This window comes from Psychrobacter sp. NG27 (genome assembly GCF_016106655.1).
In the GTDB taxonomy this organism is placed as follows: Bacteria; Pseudomonadota; Gammaproteobacteria; order Pseudomonadales; family Moraxellaceae; genus Psychrobacter.
On sequence record NZ_JADGIN010000009.1, the window covers coordinates 71082 to 95797 of the forward strand.

The following is a 24716-nucleotide window of genomic DNA, read 5'->3' on the forward strand; positions in this document are numbered from 1 at the left end:
GATAAACCTTCGTCGTCTATCGACTCAGGTGCTAATAAGTTGCATATAAGAGTAATAAATCATAATAGGAAATGACGCTATAACCCAACCATTTTGGTGATAATTGCATAGTGATCTTCAAATATCATGGTGGCGTCAAGCTCTGCCAACGGTAGCCAAAATGCCTTGGCAGCGTCATCACCACCTTTTACTTTTGGCAAGCCTTTTGGATCATTTTTTAGTTGAAAATAAAACGCTTGGGTGATCGTGCGACCACGTGCTGAGCGATATGGATCATCAAAAGTATGCTGACTGTGACAAGAGCCGCGCAATACGGCCTCAGGCACTTTGAGTCGGGTTTCTTCACGTAGCTCACGGATACAGGCGTCAAACAACGTCTCTTTTGGGTTCAAAAACCCGCCCGGTAATGCCCACAATCCACGTCCTGGCATACTGCGACGCTCTACCAACAGTATATGTCCAGACTGTACAATCAACGCATCAGCCGTCATAAAGGTGGGTGGATAGGGTGCTGATTCCCATTGTCTTTTATATTTATCGATAAAATCGGCTTCTTCATGCAGCTGATGATAGTCGTCAGTTTTTTTGAAATCGTTGAGCACTTTGCGTGTTGACTCAGGCGTGCGCTCAGGGGTCGGTGTGGCACCCATTAGGTAGCTGTCGCGGATAGGGGTGGCCGATAAGTTATGGTAATTGGGCACTGATACCGATGCCCAATTGGGGAATAGTGACAGATAGTAGGACGAGCTGTCTTTTGAATGGCCAATCAGGCCTATATCTGTCTGCAAGTCACCCGTGACAGATTTTACGCCCGCTTGGACATACTGTAGCCAACGTGTGTCATTGTAGAGAGCATCGTCTAGCCCGACGCAGTGGATACGGGCAGCGTCTGCTGCTGAGTAAGCACCCTTAATCATCGCTGCACGCTCAGTGACACTAAATGGATTGCGTAAGCTGCGTGGCAAATTGGCCGAGCCAATGAGCATGATGACCTCATCCGAGCGTTTGAGCGCCTCATCAATAACGGCCTTGTGGCCAGCGTGAAATGGCTGAAAGCGTCCAATAAAGACCAAATAACGATAGTGTTGTTTGTCCTGATTATCTGCGCTTTGCTTATCTGGATTTTGCTCTGATAATTCACTCATAGACGCCATTTTCCTACGACTTATTTTTATTGGTTAAAAATTGATGACGCTAATACTGACACAGCCTGTGACTGGCTGACAAGTGCAAAGATGTTTAAGGGTGTATCCTCATCTCTATTAACACGCCATAATACCTATCGACAAGCCAATACGCTCAATTCATGTGGCAATACGAACAGCGCTAGCTTACATGCTTCTCTATCCATGCGGTCACCGTTGGCCAAATCTCTGTGGCGGCATTACGGCTAATCATGATACGGCTGTGCGTATAGTCGTCTAAGTCTCCACTGCTGAGCGAGTATTCTCGAAAGACATTGTCCGGGTTCTTAAAATCATCAAAAAACAAACGGCATCCACGAGTAGGAGAGATGAAATTATCGCCTTTAGCACTAATAGAATAAATAGGGGTGGTGATCTGTGACATATGCTGTCGATAGTCAATAAAGTCATTGCCAGTATTTTTTTGCTGATGACTACTTCTGCTCGCTTCATCTGTATTCGTATCGCTTTTATCAAAATCAGCCTCGTTCAAGAAGCTGCTATTGAAGTTTTTTTGCAGATTCCAGTCATACCACTGAGTCATTGTGTAGTAGCTTTCGTTAAATGGGCCGACTTTGAACTGTTTGGCGGGGATAAAGCCAACCACCTTTGTGACCAGTTTGGCTGCAAGGATTTTCGTGTAGCTGAGTGGGTTTGTGACCGCGCCATAAGCTTGGCAAGCAAACATACTGATACTATTGACCTTAGTGACATACTGCGGATTTTGGATCAAAAACATGGTCAACCCCACACCGCCACCGCTATGGGTGACGCAGTGCAGATTATCGAGTTTTAATTCATCAAAAAAATAGCGAAAAGTTGCTTCATAATCATAAGTAGCAACCGTCTCAAAATTGAATTTTTTGGTGGGTTTTGAGCTGTCACCATGACCACGCCATTCCATGATGTAGCAATGATGACTCAGACTCGCTAAATACTCAGCAATTTTTAGGCAGGTTTGCTTGTCCGAAAACGTCCCATGCGTCAGAAATATGTTTTGAGATTTTATACTAGGTAAGCTGTTTTCTAACATGTGGGCTACAGTACCATCTTCTAAAGTCTCAACTACTTTCCAAACGGCAATTTTCTCATCATCCTTGGTAGTTATCAGGTGCAACGTCCGTGTCGTCATAAAAATCATCCTATTCGAAAATACGTCATATTTATACAAGGGCATCAAAAGCTACCATGCTCATAAAGCCAGTGCACAAAATTATTCAAACTATCAATACTACGTCAAAACTAAATGACTTGCTCGGACGAGATGTGAACGGTATCGCACGTTCAATATGCAAATGTCTTCTCTCAAAGCGTGCTGGGTCTCATGACTGTCTTTGTTCATTTATCTAATTGCTAGATGCGTGAAAGATTTTTTGGGTGCTTGATAAGTGATACTGCTGTCTTTATATAGAGGATAACTTATCGCTTATTACACCAAGCATATATGTTTGTTTTTATCTGGTTTGAGCGTTTTATTTGTCCATCACTCGATAGCGCCATTAAAAAAATCAATGACAACCATTTGCAGCGGTGGCGATTCAATTCACAGTAGCGCGGTCGGAATTATGGTGTGATTCAGGTATAATGACCGTTATAGACGGATAAATTTTTGTGAGCATTGAGGTCAGTGTCATACAATAATAAATACCAACCATTGATGGCTCATATAACTTATATCATTCGTAGAAATTTAAAAAATCCAAATTCACGACACAGTAGCCATAATAGATATAGCATTTGTGTCATAACGCATAGGAAAGATTATGAGTGAGCAAAACCAAGCTGATAGCCAACTAGAGCAGTCTACAGGTTATGAATCAGCACTAGATACTGAGCAAGTTGAAGCAAAAAGCAACATCACCATCACTGAGTCTGCTCAAGGATATTTGGCAGATTTGTTGTCTAAGCAAGACACCGATGGCATTGGCGTCCGTATTTTCGTTGAGCATCCGGGTACCCCGCGTGCAGAGTGCTGCATGGCTTATAACCAGCCGGGCGAAGAAGACAGCGCTGACTTGCGCTTTACTTATGAGAATTTCTCGGCCTTTATCGAGGCGTCGTCAGTACCTTATCTAGAAGACGCGGTCATCGACTATAATAAAGACCGTTTCGGTGGTCAGCTGACTTTCCGCGCGCCAAACTCTAAAGTACCGAAAGTGGGTGCGGATGCCAGTGTGGAAGAGCGCATCAACTACGTATTGCAATCAGAGATTAATCCAGGACTAGCAGCGCATGGCGGTGACGTACAGTTGCTTGAGCTGATTGACGAAGAAGGCGTTGGTCTTACAGCCGTATTGAAATTTGGTGGTGGTTGCCAAGGGTGCTCAGCTGTTGATATGACTTTGCGTCAAGGCGTTGAAGTGCAGCTTAAACAGCAAATCCCAGAGTTGACGCAAGTCATTGATGAGACCGATCATACCCGTACTGAAAACGCTTATTACAAATAAAAGTCTAGTTGGAAGTTGCAGACTTAAGTACTAGCGAAGAGTTATTTTAATTAAAAAGCCAAGTTTTGATGAACTTGGCTTTTTTTATTGCTATGATTTGGTAGATTGTTTTTTAGCTGAATTTTCAGTGGTAGATTATTGATTAATAATTTGTTGAGTAGTCATTTATTGATTAATAACTTTTATCGAAATAAAGGAATATATAATGAGTGACGGACAAGCAGACCAGCAAGCAGCCCAAAAATCAGAGACCCCTCAACGTCTTGAAACTTTAGCAATTCATGCCGGTTATAGCGTTGAGCCCACCACCAAAGCGGTCGCCGTACCGATTTATCATACCAGCTCGTATGCGTTTGATAACACCCAGCATGGGGCAGACTTATTTGATCTAAAGGTCGCAGGCAATATTTATACTCGTATCATGAACCCGACCAATGCCGTTCTAGAAGAGCGCGTCGCAGCGCTTGAAGGTGGTATCGGTGCGCTTGCCGTGGCCTCTGGTATGGCTGCTATCACTTATGCAATTCAGACCATCTGTGAAGCGGGTGACAATATCGTTGCGGTATCGACCTTGTATGGTGGTACGTATAATTTATTTGCCCATGCATTGCCGCGTCAAGGTATCGAAGTACGCTTCTTTGACCACAAAAATCCTGAAGCGATTCGTGATTTAATCGATGACAAAACTAAGATGGTCTTTGCAGAAAGTATCGGCAACCCACTCGGTAATATCGTTGACATTCAAGCGCTTAGTGATGTGGCTCACGAGTACGGTGTGCCTGTCGTGATTGATAATACGGTAGCGTCGCCTGCGATATGCCGTCCGTTTGAGTTTGGTGCGGATGTAGTCATTCATTCATTGACCAAATACATGAGTGGTACAGGTACCTCGATTGGTGGTGCGATTGTCGATAGCGGTAAGTTTGCTTGGGGTGATTATCCTGAGCGTTTCCCACTCTTGAACACGCCTGACCACAGTTATCATGGCGTGAACTTTGTCAAAGACGTGGGTGCGCCAGCGTTTATCGCTCGTGCTCGTGTGGCACCACTACGCAATACAGGTGCGGCGCTTAGCCCGCTAAATGCTTTTGGTATTTTGCAAGGCATGGAGACATTGAGCCTACGTATGGAGCGCCATGTACAGAACGCGCAAGCCGTTGCTGAATATCTACGTGACCATGATAAAGTTGCTTGGGTGAAATATGCGGGTCTGTCTGACCATCCTGAGCATGAGCTTGCTAAGAAGTACATGAAAGGCACGCCATCTGGTATTTTAACCTTTGGTGTTAAAGGTGGACTAGAAGCAGGAGCGCGCTTTATCGATGCGCTGCAACTGATTACTCGTCTGGTAAACATCGGTGATGCGAAGTCATTGGCCTGTCATCCAGCGACGACCACCCATCGTCAGTTAAATGAGCAAGAGCTAGAAAATGCAGGCGTGAGTACAGATATGGTACGACTCTCGATTGGTATCGAACATATTGAAGACATCAAAGCCGATTTAGAGCAGGCGTTGGCTGGTGCCTAATACAGAGAAGCAGTACTAAGAAACAGGTTTGAGAAGTAGTTGTTTCAATCAAACGAAAAAGCCCCTATCAAATGTGATAGGGGCTTTTTTTAGTATGAACGGTTTTGACACCGTATCTACTTTAGATTGGAGTGACTATAGGACACGCTGAGCGATATCTTGATAATCTTGTGAGGCAAGTCGTGGCCCAAACTGTTGGATGACTTGTGCTGATATCTCGCTGGCAAGACGACCACATTCTGGCAAGCTATACTGCTGTGACAACCCATAGAGGAAGGCACCAGCATAGTTGTCACCTGCGCCATTGGTATCAATGACATTGGCCACTACTGGCGTCGCAATTTCATAAATTTCAATCTCGGCCTCATCATTTGACTGGTGGGCGATAACGGCTCCATTTGCGCCATCTGTTACAACAGCCGTTTGACAATGCTCCAGCAGGGTACGTGCAGCAGCTTTAACTTGCTTCTTATCCGTGAATAGCTTGGCTTCTTCGCTGTTGCAAAATATCACTGCGACTTTATTGCCTAGCATATTAAGCAAGCCGTCTTTCGCAAATTTGACTACTGCAGGATCAGCGAAGCTCACCGCGATTTTTGCGTTATGAATGCCGGCTTGTTGACGTAACTGCGTCATCGCGGGTTGGATGCTTTCAGACATCGCCAGATAGCCTTCTAAATACAGCCAGTCTGCTTGCGTCAACGCATCAAAATCGACATTATCAGCGGCGATATCGCTTGAAGTGCCCAGATAGGTCTGCATGGTACGCTCGCCATCTTCTGTGACTGCGACCACACACGAGCCGGTCACGCCGTCCTCATGGATAGATTTGTCTGAGGTAGCCACGCCTGCTTCGTGCAAGTCTCTGAGGTAAAATGCGCCCTGATCGTCATCACCGACGCGGCAGGCATAAAAAGGCTTGCCGCCTAGACTGGCAAAGGCATACATCGCATTGGCTGCTGATCCGCCGCCCGCTTGTTTTGATGGCTCAATCTTAGCAAGCTTAAAGTAGGCCAGTAGCTGCTGTTGCTCCTCGATACCTACCAGTGTCATATTACCTTTAGTGAGTTCAGTCTCTTCTAGGGCGGCGTCCGACAGTACATATTCGTGATCAACCAGCGCATTACCTATTGCCATTACGTCGTACATTGCTTACCTCTTTTTAATAAATTTATAGACATGATTTTTATTGATAAAATTATTCAGCTTGTAATTCTAATAGGCGCTGATAGAGCGCATTCTTTTTGACGCCAGTGATATCAGCGGCCAGTGCAGCAGCTTTTTTGACCGATAGATCCTCTAGCAATCTTTGTAATAATTTGTCATGGATACTGATGTCATCAGAGTCTTTTGCCACGCTGACACCCGCGACGACCACAACGATTTCGCCGCGTTGTTGATTGTCATCGGCTTTGACAAACTCGACTAGCTCGCCAAGCGTGCTCTTACGTACCGTCTCAAATGTCTTGGTTAATTCACGACAAAACGCGACTTCGCGATCTGCACCAAATATTTCAGCCATGTCTTCTAGGCTAGATATGATGCGATGCGGTGCTTCATAAAATATCAGGGTTTCGGTACGTTCGATTAATGCGCTCAGTTGTTTTTGACGACCGTGAGTTTTGGCTGGCAAAAACCCAATAAAGCTAAAACGATCTGAGGGTAGTCCTGCCACTGACAACGCACCAATCGCCGCCGATGCACCAACGATAGGAGATACCGTCACACCAGCATCATGTGCTGCTTGTACCAATTGATAACCTGGATCACTAACGAGCGGCGTCCCAGCATCACTAATCAAGGCGACTGAGTGACCTTGCTTAATCATCTCAATAATCTTAGGTGTCTGAATCGCGCTATTGTGTTCGTGATACGCCCACAGTTTGTTGTGACCTTTTTGCTTTGTCGTCGTATCATCATCTGCATTATCTGAAGCATGGCTTTTAGTATTAGGAGACGCTGAGTCTTTTGTCTCATCAGCTTTACTGCCTTTGGTATCGATACCAAAATGTGACAACAGCTTACCTGAGGTGCGAGTGTCTTCGCAGGCGATAATAGCGACTTGCTTTAGGACATCAATGGCATGCGGTGTCATGTCGGTTAAGTTACCAATCGGCGTGGCAACGATATAGAGACAAGCTGGCATCGCAGTAGGGGTAGACATGAAAACCTCGAGTCGTTAAAAAGTCATTAAAAAATAGTAGTGCGCCATCGCCACTCAAACATCATCTACGATTTTTTCACCTAAAAGGTATTTGCGTAGGCCTGTAGATTTCAAAAGTAGGCGGCACAGAAGTGGCTAGTTTAGCATGTTGTGCTATGATAATTATCAAATGTTAATTAGACCCACGACCTTTATGGCGAACCATAAACCATTAACGCTTACTTCACCAAAACAGCGCCAAGGCAATCTGTTTGAGCAGCAGGCCTGTGAGTTTCTGCAAGCTAAAGGGCTGAGGCTAGTTGCGAAAAACTGGCAACAGCCAAAATTGGGTGAGCTGGATTTGGTGATGATAGAGACAGGATCTGCATGGTCGACGTTAGTATTTATCGAAGTTCGACAGCGTAAGCGCTCTGCCTATGGCGATGCTGCCATTAGCATTACAGCAGGTAAGCAGCGCAAAGTAGTTAAGACCGCGCAGAGTTTTTTACAGCAGCATCCTGAGTATGCGGATTATGACTGCCGATTTGATGTCATTGCCTACAATACGTTGGGCAGTATACTGCTAAAAGATGATACGTCAGATACTCAGCCTGAGTGGATAAAAGGGGCTTTTGTAGCCCGTGCATGGTAGTTATTGATATAACATAAATCTGGCATAGTTAGAGTACCTGAAACAGCCTACTCGTTACCAAAAACCTAACCGCTATTCATTAAAATTAAGTAAAGTAGTTGTTAACGAGATTTAGCACAAAGTTATTCAATCAAAATATCTAATTAAGGTATCTGATATTTAGTCAAGAGCGCTGAATTCATTGAACTTATACCATCGTCACAATCATGCTTTAAGAGGTAAATAATGACACGGATGCATATGCGTACTGCTATTTTTGGTTCATCACGTCGTACTGCGGTAGGCGTTATGCTTGCAGCCTGCGTTGTCAGTACAGGCTGTACCACCAACTACCTGACCAACAGTACCGAGGGGACGTATGGTGTGCCGATGACCGAGCGCACGATTCCGCAGCGTCTACTCGATCGTAGCATCGAACATACTGTCAAAATCAATATATATGGCCTAAAAGAAGACTTGCAGCAAACCAGTCGCATGGGTATCGATAGCTTTAATAGTGAGGTGCTGCTCACAGGAGAAGTGCCAACTGAGGCGCTCAAAATAGAAGTGGAAAAAGTGGTCAGCTCTATGCCTGATGTGCGACGTGTCTACAATGAAATGGAAGTGAGTGCGTCAAAAGGCTATAGCTCGACAGTCCACGATGGTTATATTACCTCAAAGCTGCTGGCTAAGGTCGCTGCCAGTGATGGCGTCAAAGCCTCACAGATTAAAGCGGTCACCGATAATGGTGTGGTCTATATTCTGGGCCGTATGACACCGACTCAGCAGAGTCACTTGATTGATATTGCCAATACCACCGTTGGCGTGACCGAGCTGGTACTACTGACAACCGTCGTGGATGACAGAGGTGTCAAGATTAATGATGACGATATCATGTACGAGAGCAACCTATCTGATCCTGCTCTGACGCCCGTTGCCCAAGAGACGGCTATCAGTAGTTCCACCCCAATCGTGATAACAGAAGAGGACGCTGCACAAAGCCAGCAGTCATCAAGTCCTTATATTGAGTTGTATCGAAATCAGTAATGAATGGCTGAAAAAAGTATGGTTTTGTTATCTAACACAGACTTTTTTTAAAGTTAATCACAATAAGCCTTAATAGTAACAACAGTAAAAGCACGAGAAATCCTTAGCCAGTAAGTACTATATTCATAGTAAACCGTCGCAGCATGCTAGCCTCGATGCTATGCATTATTGCTACATACATGAATATAATAGGATACTGGCAATGAAGGATTCAAAAAATCATATTCAACAGATTGAAGACATTAGTGGAAGCGCCCTTAGTAGCGTAGGAACACGTAAAAAGTCTCCTTATAAAAAAGCACGCACGCTAACATTTGGCGGCGCGGCACTACTGGCATTTGGCAGCATAGCGCTAGCCAGCCAAAGTGCCCAAGCTTTATCACCGCTTGCGATCGTCAATGGTATCACCTCTAGCGGTGGCGTTGGCGTCAGCAAAGACATCTTGTATGGTGATGAGCCGTCACAAGACTTAGATATTTATTATCCTAAGCCGCTCACAAAGGCCATGAAAGAACAAAGCGCTATTAATACCAGCTACCCGATGGTGGTGTTTGTACATGGCGGCTCATGGGAGAGTGGCAATAAAGAACAATATGCCTTTGTCGGTCAAAGTTTGGCGCAAGCAGGGTATGTCACCGCAGTGATCAATTATCGAAAAGCGCCTGAACACGTCTATCCTGACTATGTCAAAGATGCGGCGCAAGCGATTGCTTGGAGCATCAATAACGCGGCAAGTCTACACGCTGATCCCTCGCGTCTTGCGGTAATGGGACACTCGGCTGGCGCGTTCAATGCTGTTGCTGCTGTATCTAACGAAGACTTTTTGGCCCCTTATGGTATCAAGCCAACAGACATCGCCACCGTGGTAGGTATTGCAGGGCCTTATAGCTATGATTTCCGTAAGTTCGATAGTGCGACAGCCTTTGCTCCAGATGCGACTCCCGACCAAGTAATGCCAGATCGTCAGATTAAGGGTAAGCAGCCACCCTATCTATTACTGACGGCCGAAAAAGACAAAATAGTCTATGACACTAATACGACTAAGATGACAGCTGCACTGAAAAAAGCAGACGTACCCGTTGAAACTGGCGTAATCGAGGGTGCCAGTCATGCGACCAGTATTGGGGCAATGGCACCGCCACTACGCTGGGTCAACGATGTGCGTGCGCAAGTGCTCACGTATTTGGACAAAGCGCTTAAATAAATTTGAGCGCCCAACACATCAAAACTGATGTGCGGAGTTATAAGCTCTTGTGTGCGTTCATACCAGTTCAGTAAGACAGTACTGTAAGATACGCAAACTCTTGTTATAATGTCGCCATTCAAACAAGAAATCTCTATATAAGACAGGATATTTTATGAGCATGAACGCTGACGATTTGATCGCATTTTTACAGACTCACTTCCCAGACGCTTTTATTCAAGCTGCCAATCAAGGCAATAAGTTTGACGTGCGCGTGGTCGATGCCAGCTTTGAAGGCAAACGCGCCGTACAACGTCAGCAAGCAATATACGCACTTGTGAACGATAAAATTGCTAGTGGCGATATTCACGCATTAAATATTCAAGCACTAACGCCTGCTGAGTGGGATGTTCAATCAAAAGGCTAAACGGCTCTCTATATAACTGACTCTACTAGGCTGACTGATGAAATAGTCGGTCTCACCATGTCAGTTCTTACCATTTCTTATACTCATTGCTAGGTTGTCACCTTTATGGATCAATTTTTAATCACTGGTAGTAGTCGTATCGCAGGGGAAGTTACTATCTCAGGCGCCAAAAATGCTGCGTTGCCATTACTTGCAGCTATGATACTGGCCGAAACTCCAACGACATTGCACAATGTGCCATCACTACAAGATGTGCGAACATTGATTGAATTGATCGGTGGCATGGGTATCAAAATCCAAAAGCAAGACGATACCGTCACTTGCGACACCAAAAATATCGATAATTTCTATGCACCGTATGACTTGGTCAAAACCATGCGTGCATCGATTCTGGTATTAGGTCCGTTGCTGGCACGTTTTGGCGAGGCAGAAGTCTCATTGCCAGGCGGTTGTGCTATTGGGTCACGTCCTGTTGATCAGCATCTAAAAGCCTTTGAGGCGATGGGTGCTGAGATCAGCGTCGAGAATGGCTATGTAAAAGCGCAAGCTCCTAAAGGCGGCAAGCTATTAGGCTGTAATTTCTCGTTTGACATGATCACTGTTGGCGGTACTGAAAACGTCATCATGGCAGCCGCGCTTGCTAATGGCACGACAGTACTGGGTAACTGTGCGTTAGAGCCTGAAGTGGTTGATTTGGCCAATATGCTGGTTGCAATGGGTGCCAAAATAAGCGGTATTGGTACGTCAACGATGACCATCGAAGGTGTTGAACGTCTACATGGCTGTGAGTATTCAGTCGTACCTGACCGTATCGAAACCGGCTCCTATCTAGCGGGTGCCTTGATGACGCGCGGCGACGTATTGACCAAAAACACTTCTGCGCTATTATTGACGCCAGTGCTAGAGAAGTTTGAAGACATGGGCGCGACCATCACGAGCGGCGATGACTGGATTCGTGCACAGATGAAAGGCCGTCCAAAAGCGGTTGATATTCGCACGCAACCACATCCTGGTTTTCCAACTGACATGCAAGCACAGCTCATGGCGATTGCTTGTCTTGCTGATGGTACTAGTACCTTTATCGAAAACATCTTCGAAAACCGCTATATGCATGTGCCGGAGCTCAATCGCTTAGGGGCTTCTATTCAAGTAGATGGTCACACTGCCGTAGTCAGAGGGGTTGAGAACTTCACAGCGGCTCCGGTGATGGCAACAGATTTACGCGCATCTATGTCACTAGTGATGGCAGCCGCGACCGCTGAAGGCGAGAGTCTCATCGACCGCATTTATCATATCGATCGTGGCTATGAGCATGTCGAAGAAAAACTACGTGCTTTGGGTGTGAATATCGAACGTATCAATACCAATAATTAGTTTAAATAGGCTTCTAGCCAATTAGGCGTTTATTAATATTGCGTTATCAATCAAAACCCCTTTTATGAGGGGTATTAACTGCACATGGACACGATGTCATTATGACTGAGACAAGCAAACCTTTACTAGCCGATGGTTTACTAAACGAAGTAAACGATGAGTTTTCAGGTCTAACATTGGCCTTATCTAAAGGCCGTATTTTAGAAGAGACTATGCCACTGCTACGTGCAGCTGGTGTTGAGCTTTTAGAAGATCCTGAGGCCTCTCGTAAGCTTATTTTTCCAACGTCAAACCCCAATGTGCGTGTGCTTATTTTGCGTGCCAGCGATGTGCCGACTTATGTAGAGCATGGTGCAGCGGACTTTGGGGTAGCGGGTAAAGATGTGCTACTAGAGCATGGTGCCAATCATGTTTATGAGTTGCTGGATCTAAAAATTGCTCAGTGTAAGCTCATGACGGCTGGTGTTAAAGACGCACCATTGCCCAATCGTCGTCTGCGTATCGCGACCAAATATGTCAATGTGGCACGTGCTTATTTTGCCAGCCAAGGTCAGCAAGTCGATGTTATCAAGCTATATGGCTCGATGGAGCTTGCGCCATTGGTCGGCTTGGGTGATTTGATCGTCGACGTGGTTGATACTGGTAATACGCTGCGTGCTAATGGGCTTGAAGCACGCGATCATATCTGTGATGTTTCATCACGTTTGATTGTCAATCAAGTCAGCTACAAGCGCAAATTTGCTTTGCTCGAGCCAATCTTAGATAGCTTTAAAAACAGTATCGCTAATGCCTAATACGCTGATGTTTATCATTGGTAATATCAAGCATGATGATACGAATTTTTAAACCAGTTTAGCGCGCTATGATAGATATAGCATGCTAAACTGGTTTTATTGTCTTTGCTTGCGAAAAAATAAAATCTCAGTAAAATCTATATAACAAGACATCGAATAAATCGTAATATTTGCGAGTCTTAAGCCCGTTTTTATTGCTTTGAAATCATTTAACTTTGTTAGGGCGTGTCCTCATTTTAAAAATGGTGATAAAAATGAGATAAATTGCAGTCAAACAAGGAAAATAGCGCAGATAATATCGAGATATTAGTCAGCTATTTGACGTCGTTTGACAAGATTTAGCCATTTTTAACCCATTTAGATGACTATCGATTGAATTGAGGACATGCCCTAGTACTCCATGCTCAGATATAGGATTAGGTCATGCGCCAGTTAAGTACCCAAGATGCCGATTTTGACAGTCAACTAACCCAGTTGCTGGCCTTTGAAACAGTCAACGATGCTGAATTATTACATACCGTCGATGATATCATCGCCCAAGTCCGTGCTAATGGTGATAGTACAGTGCTCGCCTTAACGCAGCAGTTTGATCAGCATCCAGCGACGACGATACAAGCATTAGAATTGTCTAAAGAAGCATTGGCTGAAGCATTTGCCACGCTTGATGAGACCGTCAAGACAGCGTTGACCACGGCAGCGACTCGGGTACAGACATTCCATGAGCGCCAAGTGCAAGAGACGTGGCAGTATGAGGACGAGTTGGGCAATCGCTTGGGTCAAAAAGTCACACCACTTGATCGTGTTGGTATCTATGTGCCAGGTGGGTTGGCCTCTTATCCTTCATCAGTGCTTATGAATGCTATCCCTGCCAAAGTGGCTGGCGTTACCGAAGTGATTATGGTCGTGCCAGCGCCCAAAGGTGTATTGAATCCATTGGTGTTAGCGGCCGCGCATTTAGCCCAAGTCGACCGCGTATTTACCATTGGTGGTGCTCAAGCCGTTGCTGCATTGGCTTACGGTACTGAAACGATTCCAGCTGTGGACAAAATAACAGGGCCTGGTAATAAGTATGTCGCCGCTGCCAAGCGTGCGGTATTTGGGCAGGTCGGCATTGATATGATTGCAGGCCCTTCAGAGGTGTTGGTATACGCAGAAGGCGAAGCGCAAGATCGTGCTGATTGGCTAGCCATGGATTTGTTATCGCAGGCGGAGCATGACCGTATCGCGCAAGCTATCTTTGTGACGACCAGTGAAGCGCAGCTCAACGAAGTAGCGCTAGAGATAGAAAAAGCACTGGCCGAATTGCCAAAGGCAGATATCGCCCGTGATTCATTACAAAACCGCGGCGCACTTATATTGGTAAAAAACCGTAGCGAGGGTATGGCGCTTATCAATCGTATTGCCCCTGAACATTTAGAATTGTCTGTTGATAACCCTGATGCGTTACTAGATGATATTCGTCATGCGGGTGCTATCTTTATGGGTCGCCACACCCCTGAGGCCATTGGTGATTATTGTGCAGGGCCAAACCATGTACTGCCAACATCAGGCACAGCAAGGTTTTCTTCACCGCTTGGCGTTTATGATTTCCAGAAAAAATCATCAATTATTTATTGTAGTGAATCTGGTAGCAAGCCGCTGGCTGAGACGGCAGATATTTTAGCGCAGCATGAGGACTTAGAAGCCCATGCGCGTTCTGCTCGTTATCGCTATCAGTAAGATTTTTGAAAGTTTTAGCGTTTACTTTTGATCGGTATTTTTAATAGTCTATTTGGCTAATTAGTAGGATAATTTATGAGTGAGGCAAAGATGGATACCAGACTGTGGTCCTCTAAAGCACGCAACTTATCACCATATGTGCCAGGCGAGCAGCCGGAGCATGATAATTTGTGCAAACTGAACACCAATGAAAATCCGTTTCCACCGTCGCCAAAAGTCGCGGAAGCCATCGCCAAAGTACTCGTGCAGCAAGCTGATGAGCTGCGTTTGTACCCAGCGCCTGAGTCTAATGAATTACGTGCTGCACTGGCACAGTCATACGACCTTGATGTCAATCAAGTATTTGTGGGTAATGGTTCGGATGAAGTTTTGGCGCTGATATTTGCCAGCTTCTTTCTAAAAGAGCGCCCACTACTGTCACCTGATATTGGTTATAGTTTTTATCCTGTCTATGCCCAGACCTTTGGCATAGAGCTTATCAGGATTCCACTAGAAGAAGACTTCAGTATTGATCCTGATACGTATCGCCAGCCTTGTAGCGGTATCATCATTGCCAATCCCAATGCCCCAACTGGGCTGCTCTTATCACTTGCCGATATTCGTAAACTGGCAAGTGAGCATTCGAATGCTGTGATCGTGATTGATGAGGCTTACATCGACTTTGCTCAAATAGAAGAGGGTGATATAGGCGCTCAAGTCTCAGCAGTGAGTTTGATTAATGAATGTGACAATGTCATCGTGACACAGACGTTTTCAAAATCACGGTCGCTTGCAGGTTTACGTGTCGGTATGGCGTTTGGCAATGCGTCATTGATTGAAGCACTGACACGTATGAAAAACAGCTTTAATAGCTACCCATTAGATAAATTGGCGCAAGCTGGGGCGACTGCCAGTGTCTTAGACCATGAGTATTTTGAGCAGACTCGCCAGCAAGTTATCGACTTGCGCACAGCACTGACAGCCGATTTGACTGAATTAGACTATAAAGTGTTGCCGTCACATGCCAACTTTGTTTTTGCGCGACCCAAAGATGGTGAGGCGCGTGAAGTGGCCAGTACGTTACGTGAGCAAGGCATCATTGTCCGCCATTTTGATAAGCCACGTATCGCAGAGTACCTGCGTATCACCATTGGTACTGCTGAGCAAAATCAGCGTTTGATCGATGCGTTAAAAGAGCTACAAACAAGTGCTGAGACGGCTGAATAATCATCAATAATGTAAATAAGTGTCAATAAGCATAAAAATAAAGCCTGTTAAACATAATGTTAGCAGGCTTTATTTTTAGTTACTTCTTTAAAAAATGTTTAATGTTGATTGCTTAGATTATCTTGAGCCAGTACTGATAGTAGGTTACCTACCTTATCTGAGCATTCTTGATATTCAGCATCGCAGCTAGACGCGACCGTAATACCGCCACCTGCCCATAAACTGACAGATTTTTTGCCATTAGTAGAGCAACCGTTGGCCTGTAGGGTACGAATGAGGACGTTCCATTGACCGCTGCCATCAAAATTCATATAGCCCATGGTGCCGCAATAGGCCCCGCGCGGGACAGACTCTAATTCAGCGATAATCTCAACAGCACGCTTTTTGGGTGTACCAGTGATAGAGCCAGCTGGCAAACTGCCAAATAATACGGTCAGCGGATGTGTCTCGGTTTTTAGTTCAGCGGTGATGGTGCTGACCATATGATGCACGTTGCTAAAGCTCTCAATCGCAAACAGCTGTGGCACTTTTACGCTACCTATCTTGGCATACTTGCCCAAATCATTACGTAATAAATCCACAATCATCACGTTTTCAGCACGGTCTTTTTCGCTATCCATGAGCTTGTTTTTATACGATTCATCTTGGTCGTTATTACTACCACGAGGCATAGTGCCTTTGATAGGCTTGGTCAGGATATGATGTTTACCAGTGCCATTGTCTTTAGTAAAAGTAAAGAAGAGCTCAGGCGAACAGCTCAATAGTTCAAAATGGTTAGGGTTTCCATTAGCATGCTTATGATTTAAATCCCCAATATCAAGGCCATCGACGCTTAAGTAACCGGCGAAAGGTGCTTGTGTATTGCGATGTAGTGCAGGCAAATAATCGATAAGCGCTGAGTTGGATTGGCGAGAGTCATTATTAGAAGGCAGCCAGCCGGACCATTTTTGTGTCAGATTGACCTGATAGCAATCACCTTGTTGTAGGTAGTTCTGAGTTTTTTCAAAGGCTTGTTGGTAGTCATGTTTGTGCCATCTTGCATCTAGAACCACAGGGCTTGTATTGGATAAAGTGTCAGAGTGTATGTGATTAATAGGACTATCAGACAGATTTTTATCTAACGCATCTAGATAAGATATAAGCGCCGATATGAGAGGGTTATCGTTATTGACGCCATTATTATCGTCATAGGTTCTAATGACCATTAATTCCCAACCGAGAGCATGGTCTACTGAAGGTGTTAGATAGATATCATAGTGCCCTAATGAGGCGCAAGGCTGCGTTGCCAATCCAATATCATCTGCTGGACTCAATTCATAAGCGGCCATATCGTAACCGATATAGCCCATCAAGCCATGAGAGTAGATAGATTGAGCGTTTGCCCCATTATTTGGTTTATTGTTTGCATTTGATGAAACGCTATCAGCCTCATAGGCATTGCTGTAGGTAATGAGTGCATCTTGCCACGCCAGATAGCTCATAAAGGTTGTCGTAATGACATTAGCATTATGAGAGCAAATATCACGGCAGGTTTTGATAACTTTATAGGTATTTGATAGCGATTCAGAAGATTGCTTGTCAGCAGGGTACACCGACCAACTGACTTTAGGGAGCAGGCCAATCACTGGTTGGTTAGCATTATTTAGCCAAACTAATTGCCAGTTTGCTTGGTTATCCTGCTTGGATAAATGATGCTGCAGGTGCGGCATCAGCTCGGCTGCCGTCAAGTCACCAAAACGCCAGCTACGATGAATAGCTGGCGATGGCGCAGAATCTGTCTGCTCAGTGGTATGTTGATTTGGTACGAGCATGGTTTAAGCGTCGAACTTTTTGATGATTAGCGTGGCATTCGTACCACCAAAGCCAAAGCTGTTACTCATTAGCGTCTCAAGGTTGTTCTCGCGCATCTCAGTGACAATATCGAAGCCTTCAGCCGCAGGGTCTAAGTTGTCGACATTGATACTAGGCGCAATAAAACTGTCCTGTAGCATCAGTAGGCAATAAATCAGCTCTTGAGCACCAACGGCACCTAGGCTATGACCTGTCATCGATTTGGTTGAGCTAATTGCCGGCACTTTACTTGGGTCATCGCCGAATACTTTTGCAATAGCTTTAAGCTCAGTAATATCGCCTAGCGGCGTACTAGTACCATGACTATTGATGTAGTCAACGCTTTCTAGACCAGCTTCTGCTAGCGCTTGTTGCATACAGCGCACCGCACCTTCACCACTTGGCGCAACCATTTCCGCACCATCAGAGCTGGCACCATAGCCCACGATTTCGGCCAAAATATTGGCTCCGCGTGCTTGAGCGTGTTCCAGACTTTCGACGACGACCATCGCACCGCCTGCCGCAATCACAAAACCATCACGATCTTTGTCATAAGCTCTTGAGGCCAGTGTTGGCGTGTCGTTGTACTGAGTGCTGACCGCGCCCATCGCATCAAACATACAAGACTGTGTCCAATGCTCAGCTTCACTACCACCAGCCAGTATCACATCAGCTTTGCCCAATTGGATAAGCTCGGCGGCATGACCGATACAATGCGTTGACGTCGCGCAAGCAGAGGCAATTGAGTACGACACCCCTTGGATTTTTAGACCCGTTGCTAGCGCCGCTGACACTGAACTGCCCATGGTCTTTGGCACCGCCATAGCACCAACACCGCGCAGACCTTTTGCACGCATGGCATCTACAGCATTAATGATGTTTTCTGTTGATGCACCGCCTGAGCTCGCGACCACACCCACTCGTGGGTTATGGTTGATGGTTTCAAGTGACAATCCTGAGTGCTCAATGGCATTTAACGCACTGACATAGGCATAGAGGCTGGCATCACTAAAGAAGCGCTTGAGCTTACGGTCGATACCACTGGTATCCAGCTCTGACTGATTGATACTACCGCTCACATGTGATTTAAACTCATGTTCGGCATAAGATTCATTAAATGTAATGCCAGACTGTCCTGTTTTTAGGGCATTTGTGACAGTGGCTAAATCATGTCCGATACAAGAGACGATCCCTGCTCCAGTGATAACGACGCGGCGCATATTCTATTCCTTATGAGTAACGATTTGCTGATAATAACATGCAATAATCGTTGTAAATCTATGTATGATATTTAGGTTGGTTTGAGCATTATGGACGGTAAGATAGTCCATGTAGACAGCGATTGGTTCAATCAAAGTCACGCCGTCGTACTAGATTAACAGCATCAAATAAATGCTATATTAATTCGGTGTACAATTATGCTCTCACTTACGGCACATGATAACGTATCAAGCACTTAAAATCTTTGAGCAAATGTAAAATAATGACAAAATAGCAATCGTGAGCAAGAGTAGGGCAAACATTGAGTTTATAGAGGACTGACTATACTGTTATAGTTACTTGCCTGATGCTACTTTTAGATACAAAGTTTGTGACTGCGATAACATTGTTCGCACTGACATAGCCGATCATCACTCGCTAAAATGATAGTTCAACGACTATTATTAATATTAAAATAAAATCAATTATCATCTCTACATTAAGGACATCACGATGGCAAAGCGTAGTACTCTTTCTAAAAGCATCACGACTATTGGCTCTTTTACTCGAAGCAACCTAGAACGCATGGGTGCTGCAATTGATAGCATGAATGCCAAAACAGGCAAACCGCGTCAATATAAAGCCGTTAACTTAGGTGATAAAGACTATCAACAAGATTTGTTTCGTGAGCAAACCCTAAAGGCCACACAGCAATTACTAGGTACACGCTTTGCTACTTATGGTAAGTATGCCAAGAAAGTCGTGCCAAACAGCTTTTTTCAATCGACAGTAGATAGCGCGTTTGCACAAGTGGCCAATCTTGCCTCAAGTTGGAGTCAGCTAGACTTGCCCAACGAACATCGTTTTGCCAATATCGCCACCTTGGACGACCAACAACGTTACGCGCTAGCGACTGACATCGCCAACCAAAACCGTGCACTCGCTGCGATTGGTGGGTTGACAGGTCTAGCAGGCCTACCAGGTCTGCTTGCAGATACTCTATGGTTATTATTGGTGTCATTACGTACGGTTTACCAACTTGCTGCTGTCTACAATAAGCCACTGACAGGTAAGCAGGGCGTTAAAATGGCCTATGAGCTACTGTCAAATGCTGACCTGAGTAAGATGCAAGAAAAACAAGCATTACTTGCAGGATTAGGCGTGGGCAAAGGCTTACTTGATAATGCCCAAAGCAGCGGATTGCACAGCGAGCTCAAAAATCTTGGGCTAAAGAATAAAAACGTAAATTACTATGCAGAGCAAGTAGACAGTATCGCAAGCCAAGTAGGCATCGACTTAGACCAAATCAATTTGTCATGGATTCGTCGCTTTATCCCAGTTACAGCAGTGGCCATCGGTATGCGCTATAACAGCCAGCTCATCGATGAAGTCATCGGCGTTGCTCAAGCGACTTTTGCGCCAGAGACCAAACTTGCCAATCGCTCTATTACTGATGATAGCAGTAGCGAAGCTGAAGTAAAAAAAGCAACTAATGATGATGCCGAAAAAGAGACTGAAGATAAAAGCACTGAAGGTGAAAGTACTGAAAATCAAGACATCAAAGATAAAGAACAGAGCGATGATATAGCAGTATCAGATAAGCAAACGGCCAATAAGAAAACCAAGTAATAGTGAAAAACAGTATTGATAGGGGATGCTGATAGAAACTACTTATAAAAGCTTAAGTGTCTATCAGCATCACCGTCTACTAGTATTATGAATAATCTAGGTTGCGGTTTATTGATATTCATCAAGTAAAGTCGTCGTAATGACATATTAGGTGAGTACGATTACCTTTATATAAATAGTCGTGCTTTTTTTGTCTATCCAAGATACGTGACTTGAAAACGACAACATGTAGCACCATCTAATTTGTTATCGAGTACTACTTTCTAACTTTCTTTTCTAAACAATGCGTTAGTCTGCCTTATATGCTTTATTTATTGCGCTATTTTTTAGCAAAAAACGATTAAAGTGTTACTGTGATAGGCTCGATGCATATCTATTGAATGTTGTAAAGTAAAACCACTCATAAGTGGTTGAAATAGCAGCAACAACTCTTTATAATACACTGTCCTAAAAATGGGTGCTCCGAAAATCTGCAATTATTGTCAGATGGTTGGTGCATTGCCCCATTTTTTTGTTTTATACCAAACGGGAGAAGGATGCCTTATGGCAACAACTAACCAATTGATTCGTAAAGGTCGCAAAACCATCAAGGAAAAGTCAAAAGTTCCTGCGTTGGAAGCGTGCCCACAGCGTCGCGGTGTATGTACTCGTGTATATACTACCACGCCAAAAAAACCTAACTCTGCCATGCGTAAAGTATGTCGTGTACGTTTGACTTCAGGCTATGAAGTATCAAGTTACATCGGCGGCGAAGGTCATAACCTACAAGAGCACAGTGTTGTTCTTATCCGTGGTGGTCGTGTAAAAGATCTACCAGGTGTACGTTATCACACCGTTCGTGGTGCATTAGATTGCGCAGGCGTTAAAGACCGTAAGCAAGGTCGCTCTAAATACGGTGCTAAGAAGCCTAAAGTTTAATAACCAAACGTTATTAACCAAGCTTTTTTGCACTACCCAATAACTGTGCATGGGTTAGGTGTCAGCAGTAATATTACTTTTGCATAATGATGCATCAGTCATTACTTCTAAAACATACCACCATGCAGTAAGGCTAACTGATAACTCACTATTATATTTTTGATGATATGTCATCGTTGATAAGTAGTCGATGTTGTGAATGTTAGACACTCCTGAAGATAAGGAAAATTATTATGCCAAGACGTCGCGTCGTAGCTGCCCGTGAGATCCTACCGGATCCTAAGTTTGGTAGCCAAACTGTTGCAAAATTCATCAACCATGTAATGAGTCATGGTAAAAAATCTACTGCTGAGCGTATCGTTTACGGTGCACTTGAAACAGTAAGCGAAAAACGTAAAATCGAAGATCCAGTATCTTTCTTCGAAGACGTTTTAGAAAATGTACGCCCAATGGTAGAAGTGAAAGCTCGCCGCGTTGGTGGTGCAACCTACCAAGTACCAATGGAAGTACGCCCCTCCCGTCGTACTGCCTTGGCTATGCGTTGGATAGCTGAAGCTGCTGCAAAGCGTTCTGAAAAATCAATGGCTTTGCGTTTGGCTGGCGAATTGAATGATGCTGCTGATGGCAAAGGCGCTGCTATGAAAAAGCGTGACGAAGTTCACCGCATGGCAGATGCTAACAAAGCATTCTCTCATTACCGTTTCTAAGCTGCTTTTTAACAGTAGCTTGAGATTGATGGCTCACGCCAGTTAGTCTTACATTGTTTTTTATTCTATTGATTGCCGCCATCATTTATTTAGTTGCAAATAGCCAAGAGCTACTTACAACTAAGATGGCGGACATCTATCAAGATGTCTCTCCTAACCGCGTAATCTAAATGGGAGAGCATCCCAAATTTGATGCCGCACTATTCTTAGTATTTGCTCTTTTTTTGTCCGTATTAGGCTTAATAATCAGTAAGTAATATTACGAAGCTGACCGCTTTGTCATAGAGTATGAGGTAGAGACACAATACATTATTATATACACGACTTTTCCTAGGAAAACACTATGGCTCGTAAAACTCCCCTAAAACGCTATCGCAATATTGGTATCTCAGCGCACATCGATGCTGGTAAGACAACCACTACCGAACGTGTTTTATTCTATACCGGTGTTAGCCACAAAATTGGCGAAGTACATGATGGCGCAGCCACTATGGACTGGATGGAGCAAGAACAAGAGCGCGGTATTACTATTACCTCAGCGGCTACGACTTGTTTTTGGTCAGGTATGGCAAAACAGTTCGACGAACACCGTATTAACATCATCGATACTCCAGGCCACGTTGACTTCACGATCGAAGTTGAACGTTCTATGCGTGTACTTGATGGCGCTTGCATGGTTTACTGTGCAGTAGGCGGCGTACAGCCACAGTCTGAGACCGTATGGCGTCAGGCGAACAAATATAAAGTTCCACGTCTTGCATTTGTAAACAAAATGGATCGCGTTGGTGCTGATTTCTATCGTGTAATCGAGCAAATCAAAACTCGTCTTGGCGGTAAGCCAGTACCATTGGTTATCCCAATTGGTAAAGAAGAAGATTTTGAGGGTGTTGTTGATCTAGTAACCATGAAAGCTATCTATTGGGACGAAGCGTCTCAAGGCATGGAATACGACGAGCGCGATATTCCAACTGAACTACAAGACAAAGCCGCAGAATATCGCGAGTATCTAGTAGAAAGTGCTGCTGAAGCAAACGAAGAACTCATGAATGAGTATCTAGAAAACGGCGAATTGACTGTAGATCAAATTAACAGTGCTATCCGTGAGTTGACTATTGATAACCAAATCATTCCATTGCTTTGTGGTACTGCCTTTAAAAACAAAGGCGTACAGAAGATGTTGGATGCGGTTATTCAGTATCTTCCAGCACCAATGGATGTACCAGCTATCCGCGGTATCCTTGATGACAGAGATGAGTCAGAAGGCTTCCGTGAAGCATCTGATGATGTACCGTTCTCAGCACTAGCATTCAAAATCATGAATGACAAATTCGTTGGTAACTTAACCTTCGTTCGTGTTTATTCAGGTGTTTTGACGCAAGGTAGCAGCGTTTATAACCCAGTTAAAATGAAGCGTGAGCGCGTTGGCCGTATCGTACAGATGATGGCTAACTCTCAAGAAGAGTTGCAAGAAATCCGTACTGGTGATATCGCTGCATTGGTTGGTATGAAAGACGTAACAACTGGTGATACGCTATGTGATGAGCAAAATGTTATCACGCTTGAGCGCATGGAATTCCCAGATCCAGTTATCAGCCTAGCGGTTGAACCTAAGACCAAAGCTGACCAAGAAAGAATGTCAATCGCTTTAGGTCGTTTGGCTAAAGAAGATCCATCGTTCCGTGTACACACTGACGAAGAATCTGGTCAGACAATCATCAGTGGTATGGGTGAGCTTCACTTAGAAATTCTTGTTGACCGTATGAAGCGTGAATTCAACGTTGAAGCTAACATCGGTGCACCACAGGTTGCTTATCGTGAAACGATTCGTAACACTGTTGAACAAGAAGGCAAATTTGTACGTCAAACAGGTGGTCGTGGTAAATTTGGTCACGTTTGGCTACGTCTTGAGCCACTTGATCCAGCTGGCGACAAAGAATACGAATTCGCTGAAGAAGTTGTTGGTGGTACGGTACCAAAAGAATTCCATGGCGCTGTAGACAAAGGTATCCAAGAACGCATGAAAAACGGCGTACTTGCTGGTTACCCAGTAGTTGGCGTAAAAGCGACTTTGTATGATGGTTCTTATCATGATGTCGATTCTGATGAATTGTCATTTAAGATGGCTGGTTCTATGGCCTTTAGAAAAGGTTTCATGGCAGCTGACCCAGCATTACTTGAGCCAGTAATGAAAGTAGAAGTTGAAACGCCTGAAGACTACATGGGCGACATCATGGGCGATCTTAGCCGTCGTCGCGGTTTAGTACAGGGGATGGAAGACTTGCCTGGTGGTACTAAGCAAATCCGTGCCGAAGTACCATTAGCGGAAATGTTTGGTTATGCCACTCAAATGCGCTCAATGTCACAAGGCCGTGCAACTTATTCAATGGAATTCCAAAAGTACGCTGAAATTCCAAAATCAGTTGCTGCTGAAATCATCTCTAAGTTCAACAATAAAGATGATGACGAGTAAATAAAACTTACTGAAGGTGACAATACAGCGTATATCTGTGTATTGTCATCAAAGAATACGCCAATAACTTGTTAAAAGACTTGTTATTGGTTGCGATTTTCTTATAATATCTGCACATCAGTTTGTGCAACCTTTTAACAATTATCTTAATGCGGCCAAGACAGTCTTAATAGTCATATTCATATGAGTTAAGCATTGGACCCCAAAAAAAGAGGAAATACTCATGGCAAAGGCCAAGTTTGAACGTCTAAAACCACATGTCAACGTTGGTACCATCGG

General features: G+C 44.4%; 20 protein-coding genes. 14 read left to right on the top strand and 6 right to left on the bottom strand.

What is annotated here, in order from left to right; genetic code table 11:
• Nucleotides 1-77: 77 nt before the first annotated feature.
• Nucleotides 78-1145 (bottom strand): bifunctional nicotinamide-nucleotide adenylyltransferase/Nudix hydroxylase, encoded by a 1068-nt coding sequence (locus tag IP485_RS12170; RefSeq protein WP_198327429.1) that lies wholly within the window; start codon nucleotides 1143-1145, stop codon nucleotides 78-80.
• 181 nt (nucleotides 1146-1326) lie between these two features.
• Nucleotides 1327-2316 carry an alpha/beta fold hydrolase gene (locus tag IP485_RS12175; protein WP_198327430.1) on the bottom strand — a complete coding sequence of 330 codons (990 nt, stop codon included), beginning with the start codon at nucleotides 2314-2316 and terminating at the stop codon, nucleotides 1327-1329.
• A 631-nt stretch (nucleotides 2317-2947) separates the two neighbouring features.
• Between IP485_RS12175 and nfuA the strand changes: the two genes are divergently transcribed.
• Both nfuA and IP485_RS12185 read left to right on the top strand, forming a co-directional pair.
• A complete protein-coding gene (gene nfuA, locus IP485_RS12180; protein WP_194365269.1) occupies nucleotides 2948-3631 on the top strand; it encodes a Fe-S biogenesis protein NfuA in 684 nt (227 codons plus the stop codon).
• Nucleotides 3632-3836: 205 nt separating this feature from the next.
• Nucleotides 3837-5159: an O-acetylhomoserine aminocarboxypropyltransferase/cysteine synthase family protein gene (locus IP485_RS12185; protein WP_198327431.1), complete on the top strand. Its 1323-nt coding sequence runs from the start codon at nucleotides 3837-3839 to the stop codon at nucleotides 5157-5159.
• A gap of 135 nt (nucleotides 5160-5294) precedes the next feature.
• Here the strand turns inward: IP485_RS12185 and IP485_RS12190 are convergent, their stop codons facing one another.
• Nucleotides 5295-6308, bottom strand: a complete 1014-nt coding sequence (locus IP485_RS12190; protein ID WP_198327432.1) for an adenosine kinase — start codon at nucleotides 6306-6308, stop codon at nucleotides 5295-5297.
• Between the two features lie 49 nt (nucleotides 6309-6357).
• Complete coding sequence (gene rsmI / locus IP485_RS12195; RefSeq protein ID WP_198327433.1) at nucleotides 6358-7323, bottom strand: 16S rRNA (cytidine(1402)-2'-O)-methyltransferase; 966 nt, start codon at nucleotides 7321-7323, stop codon at nucleotides 6358-6360.
• 145 nt (nucleotides 7324-7468) lie between these two features.
• Here rsmI and IP485_RS12200 point away from each other — a divergent pair, with 145 nt between their 5' ends.
• The 8 genes from IP485_RS12200 to hisC all read left to right on the top strand — a co-directional run bounded on the left by IP485_RS12200 (nucleotide 7469) and on the right by hisC (nucleotide 15683).
• Nucleotides 7469-7954 carry a YraN family protein gene (locus IP485_RS12200; protein ID WP_198327434.1) on the top strand — a complete coding sequence of 162 codons (486 nt, stop codon included), beginning with the start codon at nucleotides 7469-7471 and terminating at the stop codon, nucleotides 7952-7954.
• Nucleotides 7955-8194: 240 nt separating this feature from the next.
• Entirely contained in the window at nucleotides 8195-8980 is a 786-nt protein-coding gene (locus tag IP485_RS12205) for a BON domain-containing protein (protein WP_227686535.1), read from the top strand.
• A gap of 202 nt (nucleotides 8981-9182) precedes the next feature.
• Nucleotides 9183-10184 carry an alpha/beta hydrolase gene (locus IP485_RS12210; RefSeq protein ID WP_198327436.1) on the top strand — a complete coding sequence of 334 codons (1002 nt, stop codon included), beginning with the start codon at nucleotides 9183-9185 and terminating at the stop codon, nucleotides 10182-10184.
• Between the two features lie 154 nt (nucleotides 10185-10338).
• Complete coding sequence (locus IP485_RS12215) at nucleotides 10339-10590, top strand: BolA family protein (RefSeq protein WP_010200621.1); 252 nt, start codon at nucleotides 10339-10341, stop codon at nucleotides 10588-10590.
• A 105-nt stretch (nucleotides 10591-10695) separates the two neighbouring features.
• Nucleotides 10696-11964, top strand: coding sequence for a UDP-N-acetylglucosamine 1-carboxyvinyltransferase (gene murA / locus IP485_RS12220; protein ID WP_198327437.1), 1269 nt, complete (start codon nucleotides 10696-10698; stop codon nucleotides 11962-11964).
• 101 nt (nucleotides 11965-12065) lie between these two features.
• The gene (gene hisG / locus IP485_RS12225; protein ID WP_198327438.1) at nucleotides 12066-12758 is read left to right on the top strand and encodes an ATP phosphoribosyltransferase; all 693 of its coding nucleotides are present in this window, start codon (nucleotides 12066-12068) and stop codon (nucleotides 12756-12758) included.
• 423 nt (nucleotides 12759-13181) lie between these two features.
• Nucleotides 13182-14477 carry a histidinol dehydrogenase gene (gene hisD, locus IP485_RS12230; RefSeq protein WP_198327439.1) on the top strand — a complete coding sequence of 432 codons (1296 nt, stop codon included), beginning with the start codon at nucleotides 13182-13184 and terminating at the stop codon, nucleotides 14475-14477.
• A 75-nt stretch (nucleotides 14478-14552) separates the two neighbouring features.
• Entirely contained in the window at nucleotides 14553-15683 is a 1131-nt protein-coding gene (hisC, locus tag IP485_RS12235; protein WP_198327440.1) for a histidinol-phosphate transaminase, read from the top strand.
• A 98-nt stretch (nucleotides 15684-15781) separates the two neighbouring features.
• Here hisC and IP485_RS12240 read toward each other — a convergent pair whose 3' ends face one another.
• Nucleotides 15782-17494: an anthranilate synthase component I family protein gene (locus IP485_RS12240; protein WP_198327441.1), complete on the bottom strand. Its 1713-nt coding sequence runs from the start codon at nucleotides 17492-17494 to the stop codon at nucleotides 15782-15784.
• A gap of 3 nt (nucleotides 17495-17497) precedes the next feature.
• Nucleotides 17498-18733: a beta-ketoacyl-ACP synthase II gene (locus IP485_RS12245; protein ID WP_198327442.1), complete on the bottom strand. Its 1236-nt coding sequence runs from the start codon at nucleotides 18731-18733 to the stop codon at nucleotides 17498-17500.
• 493 nt (nucleotides 18734-19226) lie between these two features.
• On the opposite strand from IP485_RS12245, the gene IP485_RS12250 reads away from it, so the two are divergent.
• From IP485_RS12250 to fusA, 4 genes are all read left to right on the top strand, one after another.
• Nucleotides 19227-20342, top strand: coding sequence for an EcsC family protein (locus tag IP485_RS12250; protein WP_198327443.1), 1116 nt, complete (start codon nucleotides 19227-19229; stop codon nucleotides 20340-20342).
• Nucleotides 20343-20885: 543 nt separating this feature from the next.
• Nucleotides 20886-21260 carry a 30S ribosomal protein S12 gene (gene rpsL / locus IP485_RS12255; protein WP_011281154.1) on the top strand — a complete coding sequence of 125 codons (375 nt, stop codon included), beginning with the start codon at nucleotides 20886-20888 and terminating at the stop codon, nucleotides 21258-21260.
• Between the two features lie 233 nt (nucleotides 21261-21493).
• Nucleotides 21494-21967, top strand: coding sequence for a 30S ribosomal protein S7 (gene rpsG / locus IP485_RS12260; RefSeq protein ID WP_194365283.1), 474 nt, complete (start codon nucleotides 21494-21496; stop codon nucleotides 21965-21967).
• A 343-nt stretch (nucleotides 21968-22310) separates the two neighbouring features.
• Nucleotides 22311-24437 (top strand): elongation factor G, encoded by a 2127-nt coding sequence (fusA, locus tag IP485_RS12265; RefSeq protein WP_198327444.1) that lies wholly within the window; start codon nucleotides 22311-22313, stop codon nucleotides 24435-24437.
• Nucleotides 24438-24716 lie beyond the last annotated feature (279 nt).